This window comes from Niallia tiangongensis, from assembly GCF_044704065.1.
Taxonomy (GTDB): Bacteria; Bacillota; Bacilli; order Bacillales; family Cytobacillaceae; genus Niallia; species Niallia tiangongensis.
This window is the reverse complement of sequence record NZ_CP162613.1, coordinates 4,094,236-4,119,989: the sequence shown is the minus strand read 5'-3', so window position 1 is coordinate 4,119,989 and position 25,754 is coordinate 4,094,236. Positions and strand designations below refer to the sequence as shown.

The 25,754-nt window shown below is 34.8% G+C and carries 23 protein-coding genes and 1 pseudogene; 22 read left to right on the top strand and 2 right to left on the bottom strand.

Annotation, left to right across the window (positions count from 1 at the left end; genetic code table 11):
* Nucleotides 1-11 precede the first annotated feature (11 nt).
* The 17 genes from AB3U99_RS19680 to AB3U99_RS19600 all read left to right on the top strand — a co-directional run bounded on the left by AB3U99_RS19680 (nt 12) and on the right by AB3U99_RS19600 (nt 15,997).
* Nucleotides 12-500 carry a hypothetical protein gene (locus AB3U99_RS19680; RefSeq protein WP_400243377.1) on the top strand — a complete coding sequence of 163 codons (489 nt, stop codon included), beginning with the start codon at nt 12-14 and terminating at the stop codon, nt 498-500.
* A gap of 4 nt (nt 501-504) precedes the next feature.
* Nucleotides 505-1,677: a UDP-galactopyranose mutase gene (gene glf / locus AB3U99_RS19675; protein ID WP_400243375.1), complete on the top strand. Its 1,173-nt coding sequence runs from the start codon at nt 505-507 to the stop codon at nt 1,675-1,677.
* A 95-nt stretch (nt 1,678-1,772) separates the two neighbouring features.
* The gene (locus AB3U99_RS19670; protein ID WP_400243374.1) at nt 1,773-2,441 is read left to right on the top strand and encodes an HAD family hydrolase; all 669 of its coding nucleotides are present in this window, start codon (nt 1,773-1,775) and stop codon (nt 2,439-2,441) included.
* 15 nt (nt 2,442-2,456) lie between these two features.
* Nucleotides 2,457-3,182 carry a cytidylyltransferase domain-containing protein gene (locus AB3U99_RS19665; RefSeq protein WP_400243372.1) on the top strand — a complete coding sequence of 242 codons (726 nt, stop codon included), beginning with the start codon at nt 2,457-2,459 and terminating at the stop codon, nt 3,180-3,182.
* Nucleotides 3,183-4,079: an aldo/keto reductase gene (locus AB3U99_RS19660; protein ID WP_400243371.1), complete on the top strand. Its 897-nt coding sequence runs from the start codon at nt 3,183-3,185 to the stop codon at nt 4,077-4,079.
* Nucleotides 4,080-4,081: 2 nt separating this feature from the next.
* The gene (locus tag AB3U99_RS19655) at nt 4,082-4,876 is read left to right on the top strand and encodes an SDR family oxidoreductase (RefSeq protein ID WP_400243369.1); all 795 of its coding nucleotides are present in this window, start codon (nt 4,082-4,084) and stop codon (nt 4,874-4,876) included.
* Complete coding sequence (locus AB3U99_RS19650) at nt 4,870-5,457, top strand: GNAT family N-acetyltransferase (protein WP_400243367.1); 588 nt, start codon at nt 4,870-4,872, stop codon at nt 5,455-5,457. Before AB3U99_RS19655 ends, AB3U99_RS19650 begins: the two co-directional genes overlap by 7 nt.
* Complete coding sequence (locus tag AB3U99_RS19645; RefSeq protein WP_400243366.1) at nt 5,450-7,357, top strand: NAD-dependent epimerase/dehydratase family protein; 1,908 nt, start codon at nt 5,450-5,452, stop codon at nt 7,355-7,357. Before AB3U99_RS19650 ends, AB3U99_RS19645 begins: the two co-directional genes overlap by 8 nt.
* Nucleotides 7,358-7,560: 203 nt before the next feature.
* Entirely contained in the window at nt 7,561-8,613 is a 1,053-nt protein-coding gene (gene pseI / locus AB3U99_RS19640) for a pseudaminic acid synthase (protein WP_400243364.1), read from the top strand.
* A gap of 20 nt (nt 8,614-8,633) precedes the next feature.
* Entirely contained in the window at nt 8,634-9,821 is a 1,188-nt protein-coding gene (locus AB3U99_RS19635) for a glycosyltransferase family protein (protein WP_400243362.1), read from the top strand.
* An 11-nt stretch (nt 9,822-9,832) separates the two neighbouring features.
* Nucleotides 9,833-10,774, top strand: a complete 942-nt coding sequence (locus AB3U99_RS19630) for a GDP-mannose 4,6-dehydratase (protein WP_400243360.1) — start codon at nt 9,833-9,835, stop codon at nt 10,772-10,774.
* 30 nt (nt 10,775-10,804) lie between these two features.
* Entirely contained in the window at nt 10,805-11,992 is a 1,188-nt protein-coding gene (gene pseC, locus AB3U99_RS19625; RefSeq protein WP_400243358.1) for a UDP-4-amino-4,6-dideoxy-N-acetyl-beta-L-altrosamine transaminase, read from the top strand.
* A gap of 82 nt (nt 11,993-12,074) precedes the next feature.
* On the top strand, nt 12,075-12,443 hold the full coding sequence (locus AB3U99_RS19620; RefSeq protein WP_400243357.1) for a flagellar protein FlaG: 369 nt from the start codon (nt 12,075-12,077) through the stop codon (nt 12,441-12,443).
* Nucleotides 12,444-12,459: 16 nt separating this feature from the next.
* A complete protein-coding gene (fliD, locus tag AB3U99_RS19615) occupies nt 12,460-14,280 on the top strand; it encodes a flagellar filament capping protein FliD (protein WP_400243355.1) in 1,821 nt (606 codons plus the stop codon).
* A 22-nt stretch (nt 14,281-14,302) separates the two neighbouring features.
* Nucleotides 14,303-14,704 (top strand): flagellar export chaperone FliS, encoded by a 402-nt coding sequence (gene fliS, locus AB3U99_RS19610; protein WP_400243353.1) that lies wholly within the window; start codon nt 14,303-14,305, stop codon nt 14,702-14,704.
* The gene (locus AB3U99_RS19605; RefSeq protein WP_400243352.1) at nt 14,704-15,057 is read left to right on the top strand and encodes a hypothetical protein; all 354 of its coding nucleotides are present in this window, start codon (nt 14,704-14,706) and stop codon (nt 15,055-15,057) included. Before fliS ends, AB3U99_RS19605 begins: the two co-directional genes overlap by 1 nt.
* 256 nt (nt 15,058-15,313) lie before the next feature.
* On the top strand, nt 15,314-15,997 hold the full coding sequence (locus AB3U99_RS19600; protein ID WP_400243350.1) for a transposase: 684 nt from the start codon (nt 15,314-15,316) through the stop codon (nt 15,995-15,997).
* A gap of 154 nt (nt 15,998-16,151) precedes the next feature.
* Here the strand turns inward: AB3U99_RS19600 and AB3U99_RS19595 are convergent, their stop codons facing one another.
* Nucleotides 16,152-17,321 carry a glucose-1-phosphate adenylyltransferase gene (locus tag AB3U99_RS19595; RefSeq protein ID WP_400248127.1) on the bottom strand — a complete coding sequence of 390 codons (1,170 nt, stop codon included), beginning with the start codon at nt 17,319-17,321 and terminating at the stop codon, nt 16,152-16,154.
* 871 nt (nt 17,322-18,192) lie between these two features.
* Between AB3U99_RS19595 and hpf the strand changes: the two genes are divergently transcribed.
* Complete coding sequence (hpf, locus tag AB3U99_RS19590; protein ID WP_400243349.1) at nt 18,193-18,741, top strand: ribosome hibernation-promoting factor, HPF/YfiA family; 549 nt, start codon at nt 18,193-18,195, stop codon at nt 18,739-18,741.
* Between the two features lie 718 nt (nt 18,742-19,459).
* Here the strand turns inward: hpf and AB3U99_RS19585 are convergent.
* A pseudogene (locus tag AB3U99_RS19585) lies at nt 19,460-20,779 on the bottom strand (IS1380 family transposase).
* Between the two features lie 497 nt (nt 20,780-21,276).
* On the opposite strand from AB3U99_RS19585, the gene AB3U99_RS19580 reads away from it, so the two are divergent.
* From AB3U99_RS19580 to AB3U99_RS19565, 4 genes are all read left to right on the top strand, one after another.
* Entirely contained in the window at nt 21,277-21,726 is a 450-nt protein-coding gene (locus AB3U99_RS19580; RefSeq protein WP_400243347.1) for an Lrp/AsnC family transcriptional regulator, read from the top strand.
* A gap of 264 nt (nt 21,727-21,990) precedes the next feature.
* Nucleotides 21,991-23,352, top strand: a complete 1,362-nt coding sequence (locus tag AB3U99_RS19575) for a transposase (protein ID WP_400242778.1) — start codon at nt 21,991-21,993, stop codon at nt 23,350-23,352.
* 517 nt (nt 23,353-23,869) lie between these two features.
* Nucleotides 23,870-24,814: a nickel ABC transporter permease gene (nikB, locus tag AB3U99_RS19570; protein WP_400243346.1), complete on the top strand. Its 945-nt coding sequence runs from the start codon at nt 23,870-23,872 to the stop codon at nt 24,812-24,814.
* A gap of 60 nt (nt 24,815-24,874) precedes the next feature.
* Entirely contained in the window at nt 24,875-25,729 is an 855-nt protein-coding gene (locus AB3U99_RS19565; RefSeq protein ID WP_400248125.1) for an ABC transporter permease, read from the top strand.
* Nucleotides 25,730-25,754: the final 25 nt, after the last annotated feature.

Here is a 25,754-nt window from a genome sequence, read left to right as displayed (position 1 = left end):
AAGGATTTAAGATGAAAAAATTATTGATTATTCGCTCTGTTCCAATCCAGCAGCTAGATAATAATCTGCCAGAAATAATAAAAGAATTTCCAGACCATGAAATAACACTTTTAACACATGAACACGGTATTAAGTTGGCTGAAAAATATAATACATTGGATAACATTATGGTTTATCCTTTTAAGGCTAAATTTTCTCCACGTATCAAATGGAATGAATTAGATAGTATGTCTTTTGATATTGTTATTGTTCCTGTTGCTAATTTAACAGGAGCTGGTTTCTTCAATGTCATGTTATTTAGTTTGAAAATTAAAGCAAAACAAATTTATATGTGTAATTTAGTTTCAAATATTGTAAAAATAAATAAATCGAAGTTAATTCTTAAATCTATTTTCCATGGATTTTGGATGTTTCTTTCATCTATTGTAACGATAGTATTATCCATCCCATTGACACTTATATTGCCACTTATTTTGAAAAGATTAGAGAAGAATAGTTGAGGTTGTGAGAATATTGTTTGATTATATTGTAATTGGAGCAGGTTTTGCAGGAACTGTAATAGCGGAAAGAATAGCAAGAATAAATAATAAAAAGGTACTTGTAATTGAAAAGAGAAACCATATCGGCGGAAATGCCTATGATACTTATGATCATTCTGGCGTATTAGTTCATCAATATGGCCCACACATCTTTCATACTAAGTTGAAAGAGGTATGGGAGTATTTGTCTGAACATACAGAATGGTATCTTTATCACCATAAGGTATTAGGGAAAATAGATGGAAAAGAAGTTCCTATTCCATTTAATTTAGATTCTCTAGATCAATTATTTCCAAGTGACATGGCGAAAAGGTTAGAGAAAAAATTAATAGAAAACTTCGGTTTTAATGTAAAGGTGCCTATTCTAAAATTAAAAGATACACAGGATGAAGATCTTCAATTTTTGGCTAATTATATTTACGAAAAGGTATTTTTAAACTATACAATGAAGCAATGGGGAATGAAACCAGATGAAATTGATCCATATGTTACAGGTAGAGTGCCTGTATACATTTCAAGGGATGATCGTTACTTTCAAGATCCTTTTCAAGGAGTACCTAAATATGGCTATACCAAATTATTTGAAAGCTTATTAAGTCATCCGAATATCAAATTGATGTTAAATACAGATTATAAAGAATTAATAAATATAAATATGGAAGAAAAGAAGATATATTTCGGTGAAAAGGAGTATACTGGGAAAGTTATTTTTACTGGAAAGATTGATGAATTCTTTCAATATAAATATGGTGAGTTACCTTATCGATCTTTACAATTTCAATTTGATACCATTCAAGAGGAACGTTATCAAAAGGTTGGTACTTTAAATTATCCGAATGATTATGATTTTACAAGAATAACGGAGTTCAAAAAATTAACTGGGCAAAATCATCCACATACAACCATTGTCCGTGAGTATCCAGTTAGCTATGATAAAGAAGTAGAAGGTCAAAATATACCTTATTATCCGATACCCAAAGAAGAAAATCATTTAATATATAAGCAATATAAAAAAGAAGGTTCTTTGTATGAAAATGTTTATTTTCTAGGAAGATTAGCTGAATACACATATTATGATATGGATGCCGTTGTTGCAAAAGCTTTAAAAGTATTCAGAGATAAATTAAGTTGTGAATAAAAAGACTTGAATATTCAAGTCTTTTTTTGTTTAATAAACCCTAAAGTTTTCCGATAATAATAGTGATAACAGAACGGTAAAAAGGAAGTTATAAAATGTTTAATCATAAAGCCTATATATTTGATTTGGATGATACTTTGTATTGTGAGCATGATTATGTAAAATCAGGATTTTACAGTGTTGCATCTTTTCTAGCAAAAACGTATTCTTTTCTACATGTGGAAGAATTAACGCGCCAATTCATAGAGGCGTGGGAACATTATGGAAGGGGAAAAGTCTTTAATCATGTTTGTAACAAGTTTGGAATCCAAACTGACATAAAGCAATTAGTAAACGTATATCGAAATCATGAACCTTCTATACATTTATATGAGGATGCTGTTTTTTGCCTAAAGGGACTAATGGAAGCTAATATCCCTATTGGTATTATTACAGACGGAAATTCGAGCATGCAATGGAATAAATTAAGAGCGTTAGGATTAGATAAGCAAATCTCCTGCATTATTGTTACAGATGATCTAGGTGGATCCGAGTTTTGGAAGCCTCATCCCCTCGCTTTTCAAAGGATGAGCGATTGTTTAAAAGTGAATATGGAAGATTGCGTATATATAGGGGATAATCCAAACAAGGATTTCATTACGGCAAAAAAACTAGGTCTCCATACGATCCGTATCGTAAGAGAAATTGGAGATCATATGCAGACAAACCTTGATCAAGGATATGAAGCAGATAAAAAGATTTATTCATTAATGGAAATAAGATAAGAAACAGGTGAAAGCATGAAAGTTATCGCTATACTCCAAGCACGTATGGGTTCGACAAGATTGCCTGGCAAGGTGTTATTACCATTTGGACGTACGAACGTGTTAGATTATGCCGTTTCAAGATGCCAGGCGGCAAAAGGAATTGACCAAGTGATTGTGGCAACTTCTGAGAAAGAAGCAGATAGCCAAATTGTAGAATGGTGTAATAGAAATGGTATTGAGGTATTTCAAGGTTCGGAAGAAGATGTGCTATCTAGATATTTCGAATGTGCAAAACAATATAAAGCTGACTATGTGATAAGGGCACTAGGCGACTGTCCATTCTTTCATTATGAACTAGCTGATGCAGTTATTGAGCATACAACTAGAGTGCAAGGCGATATTGCTATATACAGTGAGCCTATTCCATTGGGATTAGGAGTTGAAATTATTTCTTCATCAGCACTATCTTATATCTACAGCCATGGAATGGAAGATTATCATCGAGAGCATGTTACCTACTATGCTTATGAAAATAGAGAATTATTTCAATCGGTAAACGTGGAGACCACCGAGTATGTATTAGACAAAGATGTAAGATTAACATTAGATACACAAGAGGATTATCAACTCTTATCTCTTATTGCAAATCATTTTGCAGAAAATAAAATAATATCTACACCCGCTATTCTCAATTATTTAGAAGAAAATAAAGGATTAACGAGTATAAATGAACATATTGAACAAAAAAAGGTGAAATAAATGAATAGCACGCAAAAGAAATTAGCCTTAGGGACGGTTCAGCTAGGGCAGGCATATGGTATTGCAAACCGAATTGGTCAACCTGATAAGCAAAAAGCAGCAGAAATCTTAAAGTATGCTGTGGAAAATGGAGTTACAACATTTGATACTGCCCCCGGATATGGGCAAAGTGAGGAAGTAATAGGATCCTTTTTAAAACAAGAAATGGTTGAATCCTTAAACATTATTACTAAAATCCCATCCATGCAAGAAAATAATATAGAGGACATAGAGAACTCCATTAGAGCATCACAAAAAAAATTAGGGATAGAAAAGCTATACGGTGTGTTATTTCATGATGCAAGTGTTTTGGACAAATTAACGAAAGAAGATAGTGAATGGATTGACAGGCTGAAAGCGAAGTATCGCGTTAATAAAATGGGTATCTCCGTTTATTCACCTGAACATGTAAAAAGAGTTTTAGAATTAGGGATTTTTGATATCATTCAAGTGCCAATGAATGTTTTTGATGCTCGTTTAATAAACAATGGGCTTCTTAAAGACCTAAATAGTGCTAAAATAGAAATCCATGTTAGAAGTGTGTACTTACAAGGACTTTTATTTTTAGAGGAAAGAGATCTCCTTCCGTCATTAATAGAAGCTTTGCCATATTTAAAAAGATTAAAAGAAATTGCGGCAAGGGAGAAATTGACGATTAGTGAGCTAGCTTTTCTCTTTATCCGAGATAATTTTTATGTAGATAAAATGATTGTTGGATGTGAATCTTTGGAACAATTGAAAGAAAACATACGCATGAATGAATTGCCTAAACTCTCCTCTTCAATTATGGATGAAATGAATATATCCTTTAGAGATATTCCCGAAAAAATAATAAATCCATCAAAATGGAGGGATTAGTATTGAAATCGTTGCAGGAATTATTCTCCTTGGAAAATAAAGTTGCTTTTATATCTGGTGCCAGCGGACATTTGGGATCAGCAATTTCCGAAAGCCTTGCAGAATGTGGAGCGAATGTAGTATTAGCTGGTAGAAACCAAGAAAATAATAAGCGGCTAGCGGAAAAATTAGCGAATCAATTTGGCGTTATTTGCCTACCTGTCTATTTAGATATTTCAAGTAGAGACTCTATTACTAACTGTGTCGAACTAGCTTTGAAGGAATTTGAAAAAGTTGATATCCTGATTAATAATGCTTCATACGGATCAACAGGGAAGATTGAATCGATGTCAGATAAGGATTGGGAGATAGGAATCGATGGAACGATTAATCAGACCTTTCGCCTGACGAATAGTATATTGCCCTATATGGTCACACAAGGATCTGGAAATATTATTAATATTTCGTCTATGTATGGGGTAGTTTCTCCAAATCCTGAAATTTATGGGGATAGCGGGCAAAATAATCCGCCTAACTATGGTGTTGGCAAAGCAGCTATTATCCAATTTACTAAATATATAGCTTGCCATTATGGCAAGGAAGGAATAAGGGCTAATTGCCTTTCTCCTGGTCCCTTTCCGAAACCAGAGGTACTGGAGAATGGTGAATTTATAAATCAGCTAGCATGTAAGAACCCATTAGGAAGAGTAGGAAGGCCAGAAGAATTAAAAGGTGCAATTGCTTATCTTGCATCCGATGCTTCTTCGTTTGTAACAGGGCACAATCTAAGTGTAGATGGTGGTTGGACAGCATGGTAAAGAAATCGTATCAATATAAGTGTTTAAATGAAAATATTTTAGAGGAGAATAACTATCATATAGAGCCACTAAGACAAGAAGATATGTTGAAGATAAAAGAATATAGGAATAAACAAATGGATGTACTAAGGCAAAAACAGCCATTAACAGATGAAGGACAGATATTGTATTACCAAAAAGTAGTCATACCTCTTTTTAAAGAAGAAGAACCTAAACAATTGCTTTTTAGTTATTTTTATAAACAAGAATTTATCGGGTATGGAGGATTGACGAATATCGACTGGGAAGCTAAACGAGCGGAAGTATCCTTCTTAGTTGATCCAAGCCGGGTAAAAAACAATCTACTTTACGAAAAAGATTTTCAGCATTTCTTAGCCTTTTTAAAAAGAATAGCGAAAACACAATTGAAATTTAATCGTTTATTCACAGAGACGTATGATATACGGCCATTTCATGTCGGAATTTTAGAGGCAAATGGATTTGAATATGAGGGAAGAATGAAGGAACATGTTGTTATTAAAAATGAATTTGTAGATTCATTACTACATGGATGTTTATTAAGGAGTGTTAATCATGCTTAAAGGCAAGCGCGTTTTTGTTAGCGGCGGTGCAGGAGTTATCGGAAGAGAATTAGTTTCTAAGCTTCACGAGTTAGGTGCTGAAATTTTGGTAGGGGATTTAAAATCCAAGCCAGCAGGATGGTCGCAACAGATTAGATATTGGCAAGGAGATTTAAATTACATAACAAAAAAAGAATTGGAAGCTTTTGATCCGGAGTATTTTTTTCATTTGGCGGCAACGTTTGAAAGATCTGTGGAAACATATGAATTTTGGAGTGAGAATGATCAGCATAATGTAAAATTAGGACATCATTTAATGGATTGTTTGAAAGATAATCCTAATCTAAAAAGAGTAGTTTTTGCTTCAAGTTACCTTATTTATAATCCAGACCTGTATCAATTCAGCCAGCCGGCAACTGTGGCAACATCATTGAAAGAAAGTGACCCCATCTATCCACGGAACCTGACAGGTGTGGCTAAATTAATGCATGAAATTGAATTGCGCTTTTTAGAAGGATTCAAACAGGTTTCTTTTAGTTCTGTCAATGCTCGAATTTACCGGGTTTATGGAAAGAACTCCCGTGATATTATATCGCGATGGATAAGAGCTTTATTAAATAGGGAGCCAATTAAAGTATATCGTAAAGAAGGCATGTTTGATTATATTTATGCAGGAGAAGTGGCAGAAGGACTTTTAAGGCTTGCTGTTAGCGATGCAAATGGTATAGTGAATCTTGGTAATGGAAAAGCACGAAGAGTGTCAGAAGTAGTGTCTGTTTTAAAACAGCATTTTCCTGATATGAATCATACGGAAGAAGAAAGTGATATTCTTTTTGAAGCATCCCAAGCAGACTTAACAAAGCTGCAAAAGTATACTGGATGGATTCCAGAAAAACAAGTAGAAGATATGATTCCTGAATTAATTGACTTTGAAAAGAAACAAGCAAAGAAACAGGTAGAAGAGGCTGAAACATTTGGAAATATTTTAATTACAAGTGCCTCAAAAAAAGTTCCTTTAATAGAATCGGTTCGGAAAGCTGTTCAAAAGTTAGGATGGGATAGCAAAATAATAGGTGCTGATGTTAATGAAAACAGTATTGCAGCATCTTTTACAGATGATTTCTGGCATATGCCTCTACTGTCCGATTTAACTGTCGAGAGGCTGTTAGACTATTGTAAGGAAAATACTATTAAATATATTATTCCTACACGTGATGGAGAATTACTTTGGTTTGCCAGAAATAAAGAACGATTAGCGAAAGCTGGCATTACTATTATGGTATCGGATGAAAAGGGAATCGCTGCTTCTTTAGATAAATTAACTTTTGCTACAGAGTTAGAGTCCTTAGGTTTACCTGGAATTCCAACTTCCTTGTCGATTGACCAAATTACCGCGAGTTCTTATGTAGTGAAAGAAAGATTTGGTGCAGGCTCGCAAAATATTGGATTAAAATTAAACCAAGAGGACGCTCAAAGTCATGCTAGAAAACTAATAGAGCCAATCTATCAACCGTTTATTGAAGGTAAAGAAATAAGCGTAGATTTATATGTGGATAAAAAAGGGAAAGCTAAAGGTGTCATATGTAGAACCCGTGACTTGGTAGTAAATGGGGAATCTCAAATAACAATAACCATTAAAGATCATCAGCTAGAAGAGTTAGCAAAAGTATTAGTCGAAAAATTGGGCTTATATGGACATGTGGTTTTGCAGGTTATTAAGGATGCGAAAGAAAATTATCACATAATAGAGTGCAATGCTAGGTTTGGCGGAGCTAGTACGCTAAGTGTAAATGCGGGATTAGACAGTTTCCGTTGGTTTTTATTAGAGTCTAAGGGAATAAACATTAACGATTATGCTTTTGTTCCAGCAAAAGCAGGATTAAAAATGATCCGTTTTGCTAGTGATCGATTTGTTAATTAGTCCTATTCATAACTGAAATGAAATTTACTAAGAAAAATGAATAATTTAGGTAGGATTCCCGGCAATAATGATAAAATGTTAACCAGTAAGATATAGATTAAATGGTCATGGGCATTTATTAAGTAAAAGCTAAGTATAACCAAAGTCTATGGGGAATACAGCATAGAAAGCAATCTATAATAAAATTATAAAAGAGGGTACAAATGAAAGAGATAAGTATTGGAAACCGATTAATTGGAGAAAACCATCCTCCCTTTATTATTGCGGAGATGTCTGGTAATCATAATCAATCATTAGAAAGAGCGTTGCAAATTGTCGAAAAAGCTGCTGAATCAGGCGTCGATGCCATTAAGCTGCAAACATACACAGCAGATACAATGACATTGGATATTGATGAAGGCGAATTTTTTATTGAGAACGACAATAATTTATGGAAGGGAAGTTCGCTCTATAAATTATATAAAGAAGCGTATACTCCCTGGGAATGGCATGAACAAATCTTTAAGAGATGTGAGGAATTAGGAATATTGGCCTTTAGTTCTCCTTTTGACGAAAGTGCGGTTGATTTCTTAGAAACATTGAATGTTCCTGCATATAAAATTGCGTCTTTTGAAAATGTGGACATTCCCCTTATTCAGAAAGTAGCATCAACAGGCAAACCAGTTATTATCTCTACTGGTATGGCTAGTATTGCTGAAATTGATGAGGCAGTTCGCGCAGCAAGAGAGGCAGGGTGTGAGGATTTAATACTATTGAAGTGTACTAGTACTTATCCTTCTTCACCAGAAAACACCAATATTAGGACTATTCCACATATGAAAGAGCTTTTTCAATGTGAGGTTGGTTTGTCAGACCATACATTAGGTGTTGGTGTCTCTGTAGCAAGTGTTGCTTTAGGAGCTACCGTTATTGAAAAGCATTTTACTACATTACGTTCTGATGGCGGAGTGGATTCGGCGTTTTCAATGGAGCCATCAGAAATGAAAATATTGGTGGAAGATAGTAAGCGAGCATGGCAAAGTCTTGGTAAAATTACTTATGGAACGACCAAGGATGAAGCTGCATCCTTAGAACATAGACGCTCCCTTTATATCGTAAAAGATGTAGAAGAAGGAGAGATACTAACAACTGAAAACGTTCGATCTATCCGTCCAGGTAAAGGATTGTCGCCTAAATATTTTGATCAGGCAATAGGGATGAAATTTCAGAAGTCTTTTAAAAAGGGTACACCATTATCCTGGGATTGTTTTAAATAAAATAATAAGGTGCTGATGGATTGGAAACAGTTAATAAGACTATTGTAATTTTTTTAGGTCATAGTCAATATAATTCGATGCGTAATATGTCAGAAGAAATTGGCCTAGCGTTTGTAAAATTAGGCTTTCAAGTAATAATAATTGATTTATTAGAAAAGGACTGGGTTACTAAATTAGAAACTACTATTAAAGCAGGTAATGTTTCCTTTTTCTTTGGGATGAATGGTTGGGGAGCTGATATTAAGTCGGGAGAGAATTCCATTTATGATGTAATTAATATCCCGTTATTTGCCTTTTTTGTCGATCATCCTTTATATCATATAGATAGATTAAAACTTACGATAAAAAATCTTGTTGTTTCTTTTGTAGATAAGAGTCATCTAGAAGATATAAATTACTTTGTGGGAAGTGTGGCAACTAAAGTCTTTATTCCACATGGTACAGATCATACAAATGAAATACGTAAGCCTATTTCTGAAAGAAAAATTGATATACTCTTTACAGGAAGTGGAGTGAATCCAGATCAAGTTTTAAATGGGTGGACACATCTTCCTTCTGGTATGCGAAAAGTAATGATGGATACATCGGAAAAATTGTTAAATGGTACGAACAAAAATCTTCAGACAGCTTTCTTTGAAACATTAGAACAAATGGATATAAAGATTGATACGATTTATTCGAACAGTGTTGGAAAAATATTATACGAAATTGACCGATACACTCGCTTTTATCGAAGAAGAAAGCTTATAGAGGGATTGCTTGATTGTCCAATTTCAATTTATGGAAGTGGATGGGATTTTTTGTTGCATCAGAAAAATATACAGGCGAAAGTATACTCATCAGTAGATGCTACCACGATGAAGGAGTTATTAAAGGAAACGAAGATAGCACTTAATATTTTTCCTAACTTTCCAAATGGAACGCATGAAAGAATTTTTGATTGTATGATGATGGGAGCAGCCTGTTTAACAGATGAAAATAGCTATGTAAGTAAAAGGTATACCCATAACAATGACATTATCTATTATCAGCATAATGATCCATTGCTATCTGAAAAAATAAAAGGTTATTTAGAGAATGAAGAATTATTACAGAATATAGCGAATAACGGATTGGAACAAACCAATCAAAATCATACATGGATTAATAGAGCATCGAAAATAGTAGAAAGTATTGATATCCATCATGGTATAAGAGCAATTCAGTAGGAGGATTAGACTTGAAGAATATTCTATTAACAGGTGGAGCAGGCTTTATTGGAAGAGCTGTGGCTAAGAAGTTGCTTGCAGATGGACATAAAGTCTGGATATTAGATGATTTATCTAATGGCAGTGCAGAAAATATTGAGGAATTTAAAGGCGAACTTGAGGAATTCATTATTGGAGATATTAAAGATGAAGGATTGCTAGCGAAACTGTTTACGAAAACTTCCTTTGATATTTGTTATCATTTAGGAGCATCTATTAATGTTCAGGATTCGATTGATGATCCAAGAACTACTTTTAATAATGACACTATTGGCACTTTCTATGTACTGGAACAGTGCAGAAAAACCAACACGAAGGTTGTATTTATGAGTACCTGTATGGTATATGATCAATGTACAGATGAAACAGGGATAACTGAACAACATCCTATTAAACCAGCATCTCCGTATGCAGGAAGTAAAATTGCTGCGGAAAATATGGTATTGTCCTATTATCATGCTTATGGTTTGCCAACTGTCGTAATCCGTCCGTTTAATACATATGGACCTTTTCAAAAAACAGGAGGCGAAGGAGGCGTTGTGGCTATATTTTTGAAGAAAAAATTAGCTGGAGAGACTCTTCATATTTATGGTGAGGGAACACAAACAAGAGATTTATTATATGTAGAGGATTGTGCGGAATTCGTTGTACAAGCAGGGTATTCGGATGCTGTAAATGGCGAAATTGTGAATGCTGGTTTAGGGAGAGATGTTTCCGTTAATGAACTAGCACTTAAAATTGTTGAAGATTCAGCCCGCATTAATCATATTGAACATATTCATCCACAAAGTGAGATTCAAAAGCTTTTATGCAATTATGATAAAGCGAAAAATTTATTAAACTGGAGTCCGAAGTATACATTAGAAGAAGGTTTAAAAGAAACGGAAGAATGGATTAAAAGTCACCTGATCTAAGGTGGCTTTTTTCCGAAGGAGGAAATAAAAATGACATTAGCATTATATGGAAATCAACCAGTAAGAAAGAATTTTCTGTCATATGGCCAACAATGGATTACGGAAGAAGATATTCAGGCAGTCGTTGAAACGCTGCAAAGTCCTTATTTGACACAAGGACCGAAGATTGATCAATTTGAACAAGCCATAGCAGAATATGTCGGCGCAAAATATGCTGTTGCTTTTATAAATGGAACGGCTGCATTGCATGGAGCTTGTTATGCTGCAGGTATAGGTAAAGGGGATGAAGTTATTACAACTCCAATGACATTTGCGGCGTCTGCCAACTGTGTTCTTTACATGGGAGGAAAACCTGTTTTTGCAGATATTGATAATAAAACGTATAATATTGATCCCAAAAGTATAGAGAAACTAATTACATCTAAAACGAAGGCTGTTATTGCTGTCGACTATACAGGGCAACCTGCAAATCTGGATGAAATTAAATTGTTGTGTAAAAAGCATAATTTAGTTTTTATAGAAGATGGTGCGCATTCGATTGGTGCCTCATATAAAGGGGAAAAAGTTGGTTCACAAGCAGATATGACGATGTTTAGTTTTCACCCTGTTAAGCATATAACAACAGGAGAAGGTGGAATTATTACAACCAATTCTGAAGAATATGCAAAAAAACTTCGATTATTTCGCTCACATGGCATCACAAAGGAAACTCTAACAGGAGATGAGGGACCATGGTATTATGAAATGATTGACCTAGGAATGAACTACAGAATGACGGATATTCAGGCAAGCCTAGGTTGTTCCCAACTAAAAAGACTGGATAGTTTTGTGAAAAGGCGTAGAGAAATTTCTAATCAATATACAAATGCTTTTAATAACATTCCTAATGTAGTGGTACCTTTCCAAGATCCAGATGGTGAATCTAGCTGGCATTTATACATGCTTCGATTGCGATTAGAAAACTTAAGTGTAGATAGGAAGAAAGTTTTTGAAGCGTTACGTGCTGAAAATATAGGCGTTCATGTCCATTACATACCAGTCCATACGCTATCTTATTATCAGAGTCTCGGTTATATGAAAGGCATTTGCCCTAATGCTGAAACATATTATGAAGAAGCTCTTACACTTCCTTTATTTCCAAAAATGACAGAAGATGATGTCCAATCTGTAATTACAGCTGTAGAGAAAGTAATAGATTATTTTTCAAAAAAAGGATAATCGAATTTCCCCTTTTTATTAATAAATACGGATAGTGTCCGATATAAAAATTAAAGGATCTGATAGAGGGGCTGTTAATTGGATGAAATTGGAGATGAATCAACAACAATCGACTATATCTAACTTAGTGAACTCAACCAGAATGGACAATGAAATAAGCAATATTTCCAATGGAGATACAAAATTATTGGATAGGTTTTCTGAGGAACAATCAGCTAATATTCTTCCAAAAGAGAAGGCGGAGGAATTAGTAACAAGCATCAACGAATTTTTAAAGCCACATTATACTTCTATAAGTTTTAAGGTGCACGATGAAACAGACCGATACTATATTGAAGTCGTTGATAAAGATACGGAAAAAGTAATTAGAGAAATTCCTTCCAAAGAACTTTTAGATATATATGCAAAGATGACAGAATTTATCGGAATATTTATAGATAAAAAATTTTAAATATTAGGAGGTTAATATGAGTGTAAATTCCATAAAGTTTACTGGACTTGCCAGTGGACTTGACACACAATCGATTGTAGATTCATTAATGTCCGTGCAGCGTTTGCCCCTTAATAAACTTAATCAAAAAAAGCAAATTTTAGAATGGCAACGTGATAATTATCGGACGATGAATGCTAAATTAAAAGAGTTTGACACTTTCATATTTGAGGGCATTTCTAAACAAGCAAATATGATGAAAAGAACAGCAGTTTCTTCCAATAAGGACATAGTATCGGTAAGTGCAAATGCGAATGCTGGTACCGTTTCTTATAATATATCCGGTGTTACGATGGCAACTGCTGCTAAAATACAAAGTGCTGATAAAATTAGTAATAGTACCATTGATCCTACAAAGAGTTTACTTTCACAGCAAAGTAAACTTAGTGATCAAACAGGAATTAGCTGGAAAGGGGAAGATTTTTCTCAGACTTTAATAGGAAAGGGAGATGAAATTACTCTCAACGCGACTTCATTGTCTGGATTTCCTGATGAAATTACTGTAACAGGTGGAACTAATAAAACATTTAAAGTTCAGATAATAGAAGGAGATGCTCCTGACGAAGCAAATAGAGACAAAGTAACACCAACAGTATATGTAAATCCTGCTACGGGTAAAATGACGTTTAGCGAAAGTCTTGCTGAAAATACTACTGTAACTGTAGAAAATCTTAAGAAAAACAGTTACATCGAATTCGATATTCAAACAACAAACGAAGACGGCACAAATAACAAGCAAAGTTTTAAAATTGATGGCTCCTCTTCATTGAATACGATGTTTAGTAAAATTAATAGTTCGAATGTTGGTGTCAGTATGTTTTATGATACTGGTACTGATAAAGTAGTCGCACAACGAACAGCTACAGGGAATTTAAATAATGGCGATGAAATAGAATTTTCTGGGACTGATGCGAACTTTTTTACTGATGCATTAAAGTTATCAGTAAAAACTGCAGGTACAGATGCGGAATTCACAATCAATGGTTTAAAAACATCTAGAAAATCCAACACATTTACCATGAATGATGTTACCTTCAACCTAAATAAAAATACGACTGTGGGTGAAAGTGTGAATGTAAATATTCAAACGGACACAAACAGTATTTTTGATACGATAAAATCTTTTGTCGATAAATATAACGAAACAATCGGTGCTGTTAATACAGAATTAACTGCTGAACGTTTTTCGGGTTTTCAGCCACTTACAGATGAACAGAAAGCTTCTATGAGTGAAAAAGAAATCGAACAGTGGGAAGAGAAAGCAAAGAGTGGTTTACTTAAACGAGATTCCATTTTAACAACTGGTTTAGATAAAATGAGAAACTCCTTATATGCGTCTGTAACAGTAAACGATACGACAAAAACGATTGAAAAATATAATCAATTAGCTGAAATTGGGATTACTACTTCGAGAGACTACCTAGAACGAGGCAAGTTAGAAATTGATGAAGACAAATTAAAGGCGGCAATCGAGGATAATCCAGAGGCTGTATACCAATTATTTATGGCAGATGGTCCGACATCTGATCAACAAGGGTTAGCAAGAAGGTTAAGAACTAATGTATCGGATACAATGAAACAGATTGAAGAAAAAGCGGGTAATACGTTTAAAACCCAATATAACTATACTATTGGAAAAGATATGCTAAGAATTGATGATGATATTGAATCACTTGAATATCGATTAAAGCAAATAGAGGATCGTTATTGGGCACAATATAACGCAATGGAGAAAGCTATTCAGAATTTAAATAACCAATCTTCTCAATTATCTAGCTACTTTGCGCAAAATTCATAATTAATAAGAGGTGAATAAATAGATGGCGATTAATCAACCATATCAAACCTATAAACAAAACGCAGTAAATACGTCATCTCCAGGGGATTTGACTCTCATGCTGTATAATGGTTGTTTGAAATTTATCACTTTAGCTAAAAGAGCTATTGAGGATAAAAATATTGAAAAACGAAATGAAAATCTTGGTAAAGCACAGAATATCATTAATGAATTGATGATTACACTTAATTTAGATGTTGAAATTTCTAAATATATGCTACAAATGTATGATTATATATATAGAAGATTAGTTGAAGCAAATACTAAAAATGATATAAATATTTTAAATGAAGTAGAAGGTTACGTTATGGAATTTCGTGATACTTGGAAAGAAGTTATGAAATTAGCGAAAAAAGATAATGGACCATCTAATGGATTAGTATAATGAGTCTGTTCATTGACTACAAAAACTGTACGAAAAAATTGCTGGAACTTCTTACAATACAGGATGCAGCGATAGATAATCGAGAAGTAATTATTGGTGAAGTAAATGATTTACTAGAGAAGAGACAAAAACTATTAGATCAGCTTCCCTCATGGCCTAGTATTAGTGAAGTGGATAAAAAAGAAATGATATCTGCAGAGAAACTCCTCAAGGAAAAGCTAGTTTCTCTGCAAGATAACGTAAAAGCAGACTTAAAAAAGCAACAAGTGAGAAAGAAAAGAATTAATCAATATAATGATCCATACGGTGGAAATCTTTCTACAGATGGCATGTTTTACGATAAACGGAAATAGTGGGACAAGGGGTCAGGTTCCTTGTCCCACATTGTCATTTATATTATCTTTTCCTCCTTAAGTTAGAAACTCCTCTGTTTATTCTTCCTTTTCATATGTTTAATCTTTCCTCAATCCATTTCCTTTAAAACGAACTAAATTTTCTCCAAAGTAAATATTTATTAGAGGTGGTGCTTATTGACAAGAAATCCAAGGAAAAAGAGTATTAATGGCATTTATCACATTATTATAAGAGGTATTAATAGACAAATTATTTTTGAGGATAACGAAGACAAATTTCCAATACTTAAAAACATTAAAAAGATATAAGGAGATTTGTAAGTATAAGTTATATGGTTATTGTTTAATGGATAATCATATCCATCTTTTATGCAAGGAAACGGATGAATCGATTTCAGATGTAGTGAAGAGAATTAGCTCTAGCTATGTCCATTGGTATAATACCAAATATGAAAGAAGCGGCCATTTGTTTGAAGGTCGATTTAAAAGTGAGAACGTTGAAGATGTGAGATATTTTTTAACGGTGCTTCGATATATTCATCAAAATCCACTAAAAGCTGGTGTATCAAAGAATGTTCTGAATTGTAAATGGACTAGCATAAGCGAGTATCTTGATAAACCTAATTTGGTTGATACAGAGCTGGCTCTTCAACTCTTCTCACACGATGAAAAGAAAGCATTAGAATTATTTAAAGCATATTCTTGTGAGATTAATGAAGATAACTGTTTAGAGGCGAATAACTCTGTTAAAATTGCCGATGAAGAAGTTTTAAAGATAATGAGAAGTTTAGGAATACCAAATAATTCTACCCTACAGCAAATGAATAAAAAAGATAGAGATAAATTTTTAAAGAAGCTGAAAGAAATAGAAGGAGTAACAATTAGACAAATCGCAAGAATTACTGGCATATCCAAAAGCGTTGTTCAGCGTGCAAAGTAAGAAGAAGGAGATGAAAACAGAAGAAAGGGAGCGAATATCCAATAATGTGGATATTTGCTCCCTTTTCCATTTAAAGTTAGACTGGGACAAGGAACCTGACCCCGTTGTCCCACTGAGAACTGGGACAAGGAACCTGACCCCACTGTCCCACCAGTTAAATCACTCTCGACAACCCAACCCGTGTATGTTTATTCTCAATACTCTCCCCAATCAACACAATCTCCGAATCTGCATCCTCAGGAGCAATGATACTGTGATCTTCAACAGTCACCTTACAAGCAGTAACACTTTTTTCGATTACCACATTTTCACCGATAACGGTTCCAGGAAGGAGTACAGAATCTTTAACGATTGATCCTTTTCCGATAATGACATCATTGAAAATGACGGAGTTTTCTACTGTTCCATAAATTTCGCAGCCTTCACTTATAATGGAGCGATTTACGGTAGCGGAAGATTCAATATAGGATGGGGCAAAGCACTGTTCGTGGGTAAATACGGTCCAGTCTTTGTCATTAAGAAAGATATTGCTTTCCTTCGATAATAAATCCATATTTGCTTCCCAGAAGCTGTCGATTGTCCCTACGTCCTTCCAGTAACCCTTAAACGTATAAGCGTGTAGTTTGCGATTATCTAAAAGCATAGCAGGAATAATATCTTTCCCGAAATCTTTTGATGATAATTCATTTTTTTCTTCTTTTTGTAAATAGTTTTTAAGCGTTTTCCATTTGAAAATATAAACACCCATTGAAGCAAGGTTAGACTGCGGGTTAGCAGGCTTCTCTTCGAAATCAATAATGCGGTTGTTAGTGGCATCTGTATTCATGATGCCGAAGCGGCTTGCTTCCTCCCAAGGAACCTCCGTAACAGAAATCGTTGCATCTGCACCAGTTTTTATATGCTGTTGTAACATCAAATTGTAATCCATTTTATAAATATGGTCACCAGAAATAACGAGAACGTATTCCGGGTTATACTGGTCGATATAGGATATATTTTGATAGATAGCATGGGCTGTACCATCATACCAGCGCTCTTCTGTACCACATTGGTATGGAGGGAGGATGCTAAGTCCACCATCTCTGCTGTCCAAATCCCAATCTTTCCCGTCTTTAATGTAATTTTGCAGTACATGCGGCTGGTATTGTGTTAATACACCAACAGTATCTATTCCTGAATTACGGCAATTGCTTAAAGTGAAATCAACGATACGATATTTTCCTCCAAATGGTACCGCTGGTTTCGCTAATTCTTCTGTTAGTTTTTTTAGTCTTGTCCCTCTTCCACCAGCTAAAAGCATTGCAATACATTTTTTATTCAAAATAGATTCCTCCAGTATACGTTGTCAAAGTTCATTTGTTAGAAATTCAAGAGAAAGCAAGATATTACTTATTTTTCCATGTTGTTTTCAAATTTTAAGAACATCTCTTAAAAAGCAAATGTTCCTCACGTTTCTATCAATAAGTAGAGATCTATTTCGGTTATAAACGATCGTCTTCCCATAGCTTATAAAAGTACTCTTCCTCTTCTAATTCTTTTAATTCTAATTCATGCTGATTTTGTAAAATCTTTTCACTCATTCTTTTACCTCCAAGTTAATTTCTTAATGTGTTCATTGTAGCAAATATAAAACAGCAAATTGTAAAAATATTTAGATTAATTTCGATAAATCTCGACACAAAGCTGACAAGTGGCACTCACAATTCCATCTATTGTTAGGAATATAGGCTGCTTCTCATAGATTATGTCGAAATGTTTTTAAATAGAGTAAGTAAATGTATAGATGTTTAAAAATAATAAGATTAACTTTTGATAGAAAAAATGCTAGTTTTGCTTACCCTTTGCCTATCCGATTTTTTCAAAGAACTAGTTCTTTTAGTAGGGAATCGGCCACTTTGTTTTCATATGGAACTATAGGTTTTAATTATGCTGTATATATATCCTCTCCTCATTCATTTGAAACATTTTCTGACATGAAAAATTTGTTGAAATATTTTCCAAGGAATAATAAAAAGTAGATTATATTTTAAAAAAAGTTCACAATTTTGTCGAAATTTCTTATCGTTTTAGCAGGATTTTGAGAAGGGATGCTAGAAATATATAGTATAGTCAAAATGATTCCTTATTGGTATATTTCTATTTACCATTAGGGGAAAATAAGACTTGCACTGGAAATTATAAAGGAGGAGTAACTTATGAACTTCAACATTAGAGGAGAAAACATTGAGGTAACTCCAGCAATTAGAGAGTATGTCGAAAAGAAAATATCCAAATTAGAAAGATATTTTTCTGAAACACCTGATGCAAAAGTAAATGTAAATTTAAAAACGTATAATGACAAAACTTCTAAGGTCGAGGTTACGATTCCAATGTCTCAGCTGCTGTTACGTGCAGAAGAAGACCATATGGACATGTATGCAGCAATTGATTTAATCTCTGATAAATTAGAAAGACAAATAAGAAAACATAAAACAAAAGTAAATCGTAAGCAAAGAGAAAAAGGAAATCTAAATGAACTATTCGGTTCTTACGAAAACGCAGCAAACGCTGAGGAAGAAGAGCAGGATCTAGAGATTGTCCGCCAAAAACGCTTTAATCTAAAACCAATGGACAGCGAAGAAGCAATCCTACAAATGGATTTATTAGGCCATAATTTCTTCATCTACACAGACGCTGAAACAAACAACACCAACATCGTCTACAAACGAAAAGACGGAAAATACGGATTGATCGAAGCACAATAATAGACAAACCTGCAGTGAAAAGCTGCAGGTTTTATTCATTAGCGTGCCCAGCAAGCCGTTAATTGCTAATTGGTGAAGGTCCAATATGAGTAAGTGCCAAAAAGCTCAGTAGCTGACAGGCAACTGGTGGAGAAATCCTAAGGTTGAAGCCCTGTGACAATGTTACTCTTCTAAAGAGTGCTAGCAAACTAATAGGTTGTAACATAAAGTGAATCTTGCCGTCTCGTCAATTACAACCCTCATAGAGGATAATAGGGAAGTTGAGCCCCGTGATGATGGGCGAAAACCATGGAAGGTGTGAAGAACTTGAAAGAACAGCACCGAAGAATCCCTCGGGGTATGGAGAGCGACATGTAAGGAAAGTAGTTAACGGCACTGGGGATACCCTCCTCGTCACTTTCTTTACAAAAGTAAAGAAGATAGCCGACAGCTATCTTCTAGAATTCAGTTCTCTACTCTACATAAAAAGTTGAAAGGAAGATATAGTGAAATATAAAAATAACGATAAACATACTTTATCCTGAATTATTGATACTTCGAAGTTAAGACATAGCTAAAGCCAAAATCATGAAAGTCGCACCCTTTAAAATGAAATCATAGTAATTTGATTTCATTCAGATGTGATTTTAAAAGTATTTCTTGAATATGTCCCGTTTTTAGGCAGACTACTCCCTTGGTCTGGTATCCAGCGTTTAAAAAATTGGTTACTAGCTAATTTTCACTCTAATTTCAGTCTTTGAACTTGCTGAAGTACTTTCCAAAAGAATTCTTGGTATACGAAACTGGAAGCGAGTTTAAAGTATAAGGATCGTCCTGACTTTACTAATTTACTGGCAACTTTAATAATTCGTTTCCGTATCGTTTCCATTTGCATCGTCTTTTGTTCTTTTGGAAAACAAAGCGTACGTAGCCAATTCGTTAAGTTATACGCCAATAAACTCAACATCATTTTTACTTCGTTTACTTGGTAGGAATGGCTATTCATTTTATCAAAACCGAATCCATTCTTAGCCTCTTTGATGTAATTCTCCATCGTTCCTCTTTTTTGATAACTAAGAACGATCGCTTTAGGCGAAAAGGCATCCACTAAATTTGTCACAAAGAAGGAGTGAGTAAACAGTAGTTCACCAGCTGGACGTACTGACTTGATAATCACTTTTCTAGGCTTCGACCAAGAATTTGCTTGATAGATGGTTTCTTCGTAATACATTTCCATCTTTGAAACATCGGAAATGATAGTCGAAAGATGGAGTTCATCCGCGATTCGTTGTAAATTCGCATTTGATTTCAGGCCGAATTACGTAATAGACGCTTTCTTTTTCGCACAACTCATACAAAGCTGGGACTGCAAATCCACTATCCCCACGAAGAAATGGTGTTGTCTCTGGAAACTTTTCGTGGTAATGCTCAATGAGTGGTTCAATAAAATCGACTACACCATTTGAAGTATACACATTTCCAGGTCGTAGCTTTGCTTTAAGGAAATCACCTGTTACGCCATCAAAGGCTACTAATGGATAAAAAAACTGACCGTACCATAATGGGTGTTGAAAGCTGCAGCTTCTTGGTCTCCATAGGTATCTGAATGGGTAGAATCTAAATCAAAGATAAGCGCCTTTGAATCTCTGTATTGATGTACTTTGTCAAGAAGCTCTTGGTTGGCCTGATTTAACGCTTCCATCGATTGGTTATCAAAACGTCTAAAAAAACGAGATAAACTCGGCTGAGAAGCTAACGCATGTGTATCAATAATTTGGGTAAACACAGGATTTTTCGTCAATCGGTCAGCTGCATCATCTTCCGTATAACCAGCAATGATTTGATAAATCTTTTGACGAAGTAAGTTTTCATTTGAATGAATAGAGTATCGCCTAGTGTCTTGCAGCTTTAAATGTTGAGCTAACGTTTTAAAGAAACCCATTTTTTCATCAAATTCTCTAAAGAGGAATTCTCCCGTATCGGACGAAAGTTCTCCGCCGTCGTTGGATAATTTAATTTCCCGATTGAACTCAAGTGTTATTTGCAGTAAAGTAGGCATTATAAGAATCCTTTCTGATGGTTATTTCGTAGTTGCTTTAACCATATCAGAAATGGATTCTTTTTTCATTTATTTCATGCATGTAATTTCAACGATAAGGCTGATTACATAGGCGTCATTTGCCTATTTAAGAAATAGTGTGAATAATTTAGGTTTATAGAGGTAAATAAAATGTTTCAATGAAAATAGGTTTTTAAGAGATTTGAAAGCCAATATTTCATTAGTTTGGAGAGGCGACCACTCGACTCCTATTATGGGATTACCGAGAAAGACATGACCCTGCAGGCGCAGCCTCGGAAAACAAACAGCAAATTAAATTCTAAACTAGGTATTTTTCATTACCTCCTACTAAAACCAAAATAAGTCAATATACAAACTCACCAAACAAATTTGTAATCCACACCAGAAAGTTTGAAAATTCTAAAAAATACTTCCTAATTTCTAAAGTAAAGGCTATAATGAGACATAATTTAAAACAGAAGATGCGTGGTGGTTAAATGAAAGTAGATGAAACAGATAAAAGGATATTAGAATTGCTGACAGCAAATGGCAGGCTGTCCTATGTAGAGATTGGAAAAGAATTAAATTTATCACGAGTGGCAATCCGAGAAAGAGTCAGCCAATTAATCGAAAATGGAATCATTGAAAAATTTAGTGCTGTCATCAATTCCGAAAAAGTAGGCAAGACGGTTTCTGCCTTTTTTGAAGTTGACTGTGAGCCAGCTTCCCTTATTCAAGTAGCGCAAACATTGGCGGAAAATCCAATGGTAGCAAGCTGCTATCAAATGACAGGGCCAAGTACCTTGCATATGCACGTCCTAGTGGAAGACTTTGAAGCATTAGAAAGCTTCACAAACAATGAACTATATTCCTTAGAAGGCATTACACGAGTAGAAAGCCATATCCTTCTAAGAAGATTTAAAAGTAGAAATGGCTTAAAAATTTGATACATAACAAAGAAAATCAAATCAATTCGGTTTGATTTTTTTTTATTTTTTAATAGAATTTTGTACAGAACGTATTCAGAAGTTTTTATAGTATATTACTCAACTTTCGCACCTTGAAAATTGACATTTGAGTAAGTCTATCAAAGCTTTAAGAACTATTAATTATGTTACTTGACGAGTGCTTTTAAACAGAAAAAGCACCTGCTTCTTTGGTATAGTGGAATTGACTAGAAACCATTACCACAAAGAAGAGGTGCCTTCTCCATGATAAAGGAAAAACACTTGAGTGAGCAACTACCAAATGAACTTTCTGCTGTATTCTCTGAATTGCAAGTGTCAAAACACCTGCGTCGCGCAGGTATTCGAAAAAGCTTTGGGTTTTCATGTGCCTATTTGTTTCAGCTTGTTTTTTGTCTGATTTTCCATCAAAAAAATTGGTTTGCCCTTGTCACATCCAAAAAGAATGATTGTTTTCCAGGCAAAGATACCGTCTATCGATTTTTAAATCACTCCAAGTTTGCTTGGAGGAAATTTCTTTTACACTTTAGTGCGGCTACCATTCAAAAAGTCAGTGTACTTACATCAAAGGACCGTCCAAAAGTGCTCATTATTGACGACTCTACGTTTGATCGTAATCGCAGTAAAAATGTTGAATTACTTGCCCGTTGTTTTGATCATGCTTCTTTGAAAATGCGATTTTATAAAGGATTTCGAATGCTTACATTAGGCTGGTCAGACGGGCATACTTTCATGCCAATTGACTTCTCTTTACTAAGCTCAAAAACATCTTCCATTAACGGAATCAATGAAGAAGTTGATAAGCGATGTTCTGGTTATAAACGCCGTACAGAAGCGTTACAGTCTGCACCTGACCAAATTCCGGCGATGATTGAACGAGCGTTATCCAAGGGAATTGAAGCGTCTTACGTATTAATGGACACATGGTTCACTCAACAACCTCTTATTAAAGCTATCGTTGAACAAGGGCTTGATGTGATTGGGATGGTGAAGAACGCCAAGCAACGCTACAACGTGAATGGACAAATGCTTTCCTTAAAACAACTCTATCGATCTGCGACGCCACTTCAAGGAAAGAAAGGGCTACTTCGTTCAATCACGACGACGATGGCAAATGGCGTACCCGTTAAAGTCGTGTTCGTTCAAAACCGTAATAAGAAGAGTGAGTGGCTTGCCATTTTAAGCACCGATTGCACACTATCTGAACAAGAAATTGTCCGTATTTACGGCATACGTTGGGATATTGAAGTGTTTTTTAAAACGACGAAGTCACTTCTTCGTTTACAAAAAGAGTTTCAAGGACGCTCGTATGACTTACTCATCAGCCATACAACGATCGTCTTTACTAGATACATTGTTCTCTCGTGGCAAAATCGTTGCCACACAGATGAACGTACATTAGGTGGTTTATTTTACGACCTGTGTGACGAAGTGAATGAACTTGATTGGGCTGTCGCATTACAGCAATTAATCGAGCTTCTTCAAGATGTCTTGAAGAAGACGAACAAACAAACACAACAATTACTCAAAAATCAACTATCACATTGGATTGCAGGTTTACCGAGCTACATCAGCGCTTACCTGCCTAATTTGGTCTGCGAAAGTTGAGTATATTATAAAAAAAGGAAATATCATCCTATAACCAGTTATTTCTTTGCAAAATTCTACAAATTTTTTCAAGAAAATCAAAATCCAAATGATGGAATTTTTTGTTTTTTTGGAATAGTAATTCCCTTCTTTATTCCAAATCAAAAGAGCATTTCTTTTAAAAGGTAATCCTCCCTTCACTTAATAAATGTATAAAAATACCCATTTTTGTATGAAAATTAGAAGGTTGGTTCTCCAATTCTTACTTTTCCACTTCATTAGCTTTCTCTTGTGAAAAATATATTATTATTTCGAAAAACTAAATACTAGAGAAGCGAAAAGGTTTACAAGAATTCTATAAATATAGAATAAATAAAATTGTTAAATTTTTTTGAAAAATCACTAGAATTCTTACAATAACTGTCTTATAATCATGAATATTAAATATTTGCTTTCGTTTGTTAATTAAATAAAGAGATTTAATTTACTTTTGAAAGCTAAAATTGGTTATTTTTACAAAGAGAGGAAGGTGAGACGGTTGATTTCGATGATAATTAGAAGACTATTTCAACTTGTACTTTTATTAATTGGAATATCTTTCTTGGTTTTTGCTAGTATGCATTTGGCGCCAGGTGATCCAGCATCTATCATAGCAGGACCAACAGCATCTTCTTCTGATATCGATGCGATTAAAGAAAGCTTAGGATTGAACAAACCTTTTCTCGTACAGTATTGGGATTATTTGAAAAATGTCTTACAGGGTGACCTAGGTTATTCTTATCAGACTAAACAATCCGTATCAGAAGCTATCGCTATTAGATTTCCGAATACTTTGAATTTAGCGATAGCAAGTATCATTGTAGCAATTGTCATTGGGTTGGTTGCTGGTATTATTTCCGCACTTAAACAAAATTCATGGCTGGATGTATTTAGCACTGTATTTTCTTTAGGTGGGATATCGATTCCTAACTTTTGGCTAGGCTCCATCTTAATCCTAGTCTTTGCAGTGAATTTGCAAATATTTCCGGTCGGAGGATTAGATGCTCCGTTTTGGACGATAGAAGGAATGCAGCAGTTAATTCTGCCTGCTATTACATTAGGAACAGGATCAGCCGCAATGATTGCAAGGATGAGTCGATCTTCGATGCTAGAAGTCATTCAAGCTGATTATGTACGAACAGCAAGAGCAAAAGGGGTAAAAGAAAGTTCCATTATTGGTGTCCACGCATTAAAAAATGCAATGATTCCAGTCATTACCGTAATCGGCGTTAACTTTGGAGCATTATTAGGGGGAACGATTATTACGGAACAAGTTTTTGCGATAAACGGAGTTGGAAGATTGATGATTGATGCGATTGCTTCAAGAGATTTTCCAATGGTTCAGGGTTCTGTATTATTGGTAGCTTCTCTCTTTGTTTTAGTCAATTTAATCGTCGACATAATTTATGTGTTTATAGATCCGAGAATTAGCTATGACAATTAGGAAAGGAGGAAACCTATGGAAACTGTAACAAACCCTCAAGTGTCATCAGTTGTCAAGAAGATGAAAAAAGATTCCTTTCTCTTATCTACTTGGAAAAAATTGATAAGAAATCGCTTAGCAGTTATTGGGCTGATCATCATTTTTTTACAGGTGGCAATCGCAATTGCAGCACCTCTTATAACTAGTTATGATCCTGCTCGCCAAAACTTAGAGGCAACGGAATTACCGATGTTCACTGAAGGGCATTGGCTCGGTACAGATAATTATGGGCGTGATATGTGGAGCAGAATTGCTTATGGAGCAAGAATTTCTCTTGTAGTAGGTAGTATTGCTGTGACTCTTGGATTAGTAGGCGGCATTACATTAGGTTTACTGGCAGGCTATTACCGTAAATTAGATGGAATAATCATGAGAATCGTAGATTTATTATTTTCTTTCCCAGGTATTTTACTTGCAATGCTTATTATTGCAGTACTTGGAACTAGTTTAGTAAATGTGGCGATTGCAATCAGTATCTGGTCCATTCCTTCTTGTGCGAGGATTGTCAGAGGTTCTGTTTTATCCGTGAAAAAGCAAGAATATGTCTTGGCAATGAAATCACTAGGAGCAAGCGATTTACGCATTATGTTTAAGCATATTTTGCCAAACTGTACAGCACCTATCATTGTATTTGCGACCATGCGTATGGCAACTGCTATTTTATCTACTGCCTCACTTAGTTATTTAGGATTAGGTGCTCAGCCGCCAACACCTGAATGGGGAGCAATGATTTCGCAAGGACAGGCATATATGTGGACATCTCCACACATGACAATTATTCCTGGGATTGCCATTATGCTAACTGTATTTGCTTTTAATGTAGTAGGAGATGGATTGAGAGATGCACTCGATCCGAATATGAAAGTCAATCAATAACAATAAAATAGATAAAGGGGAGTTA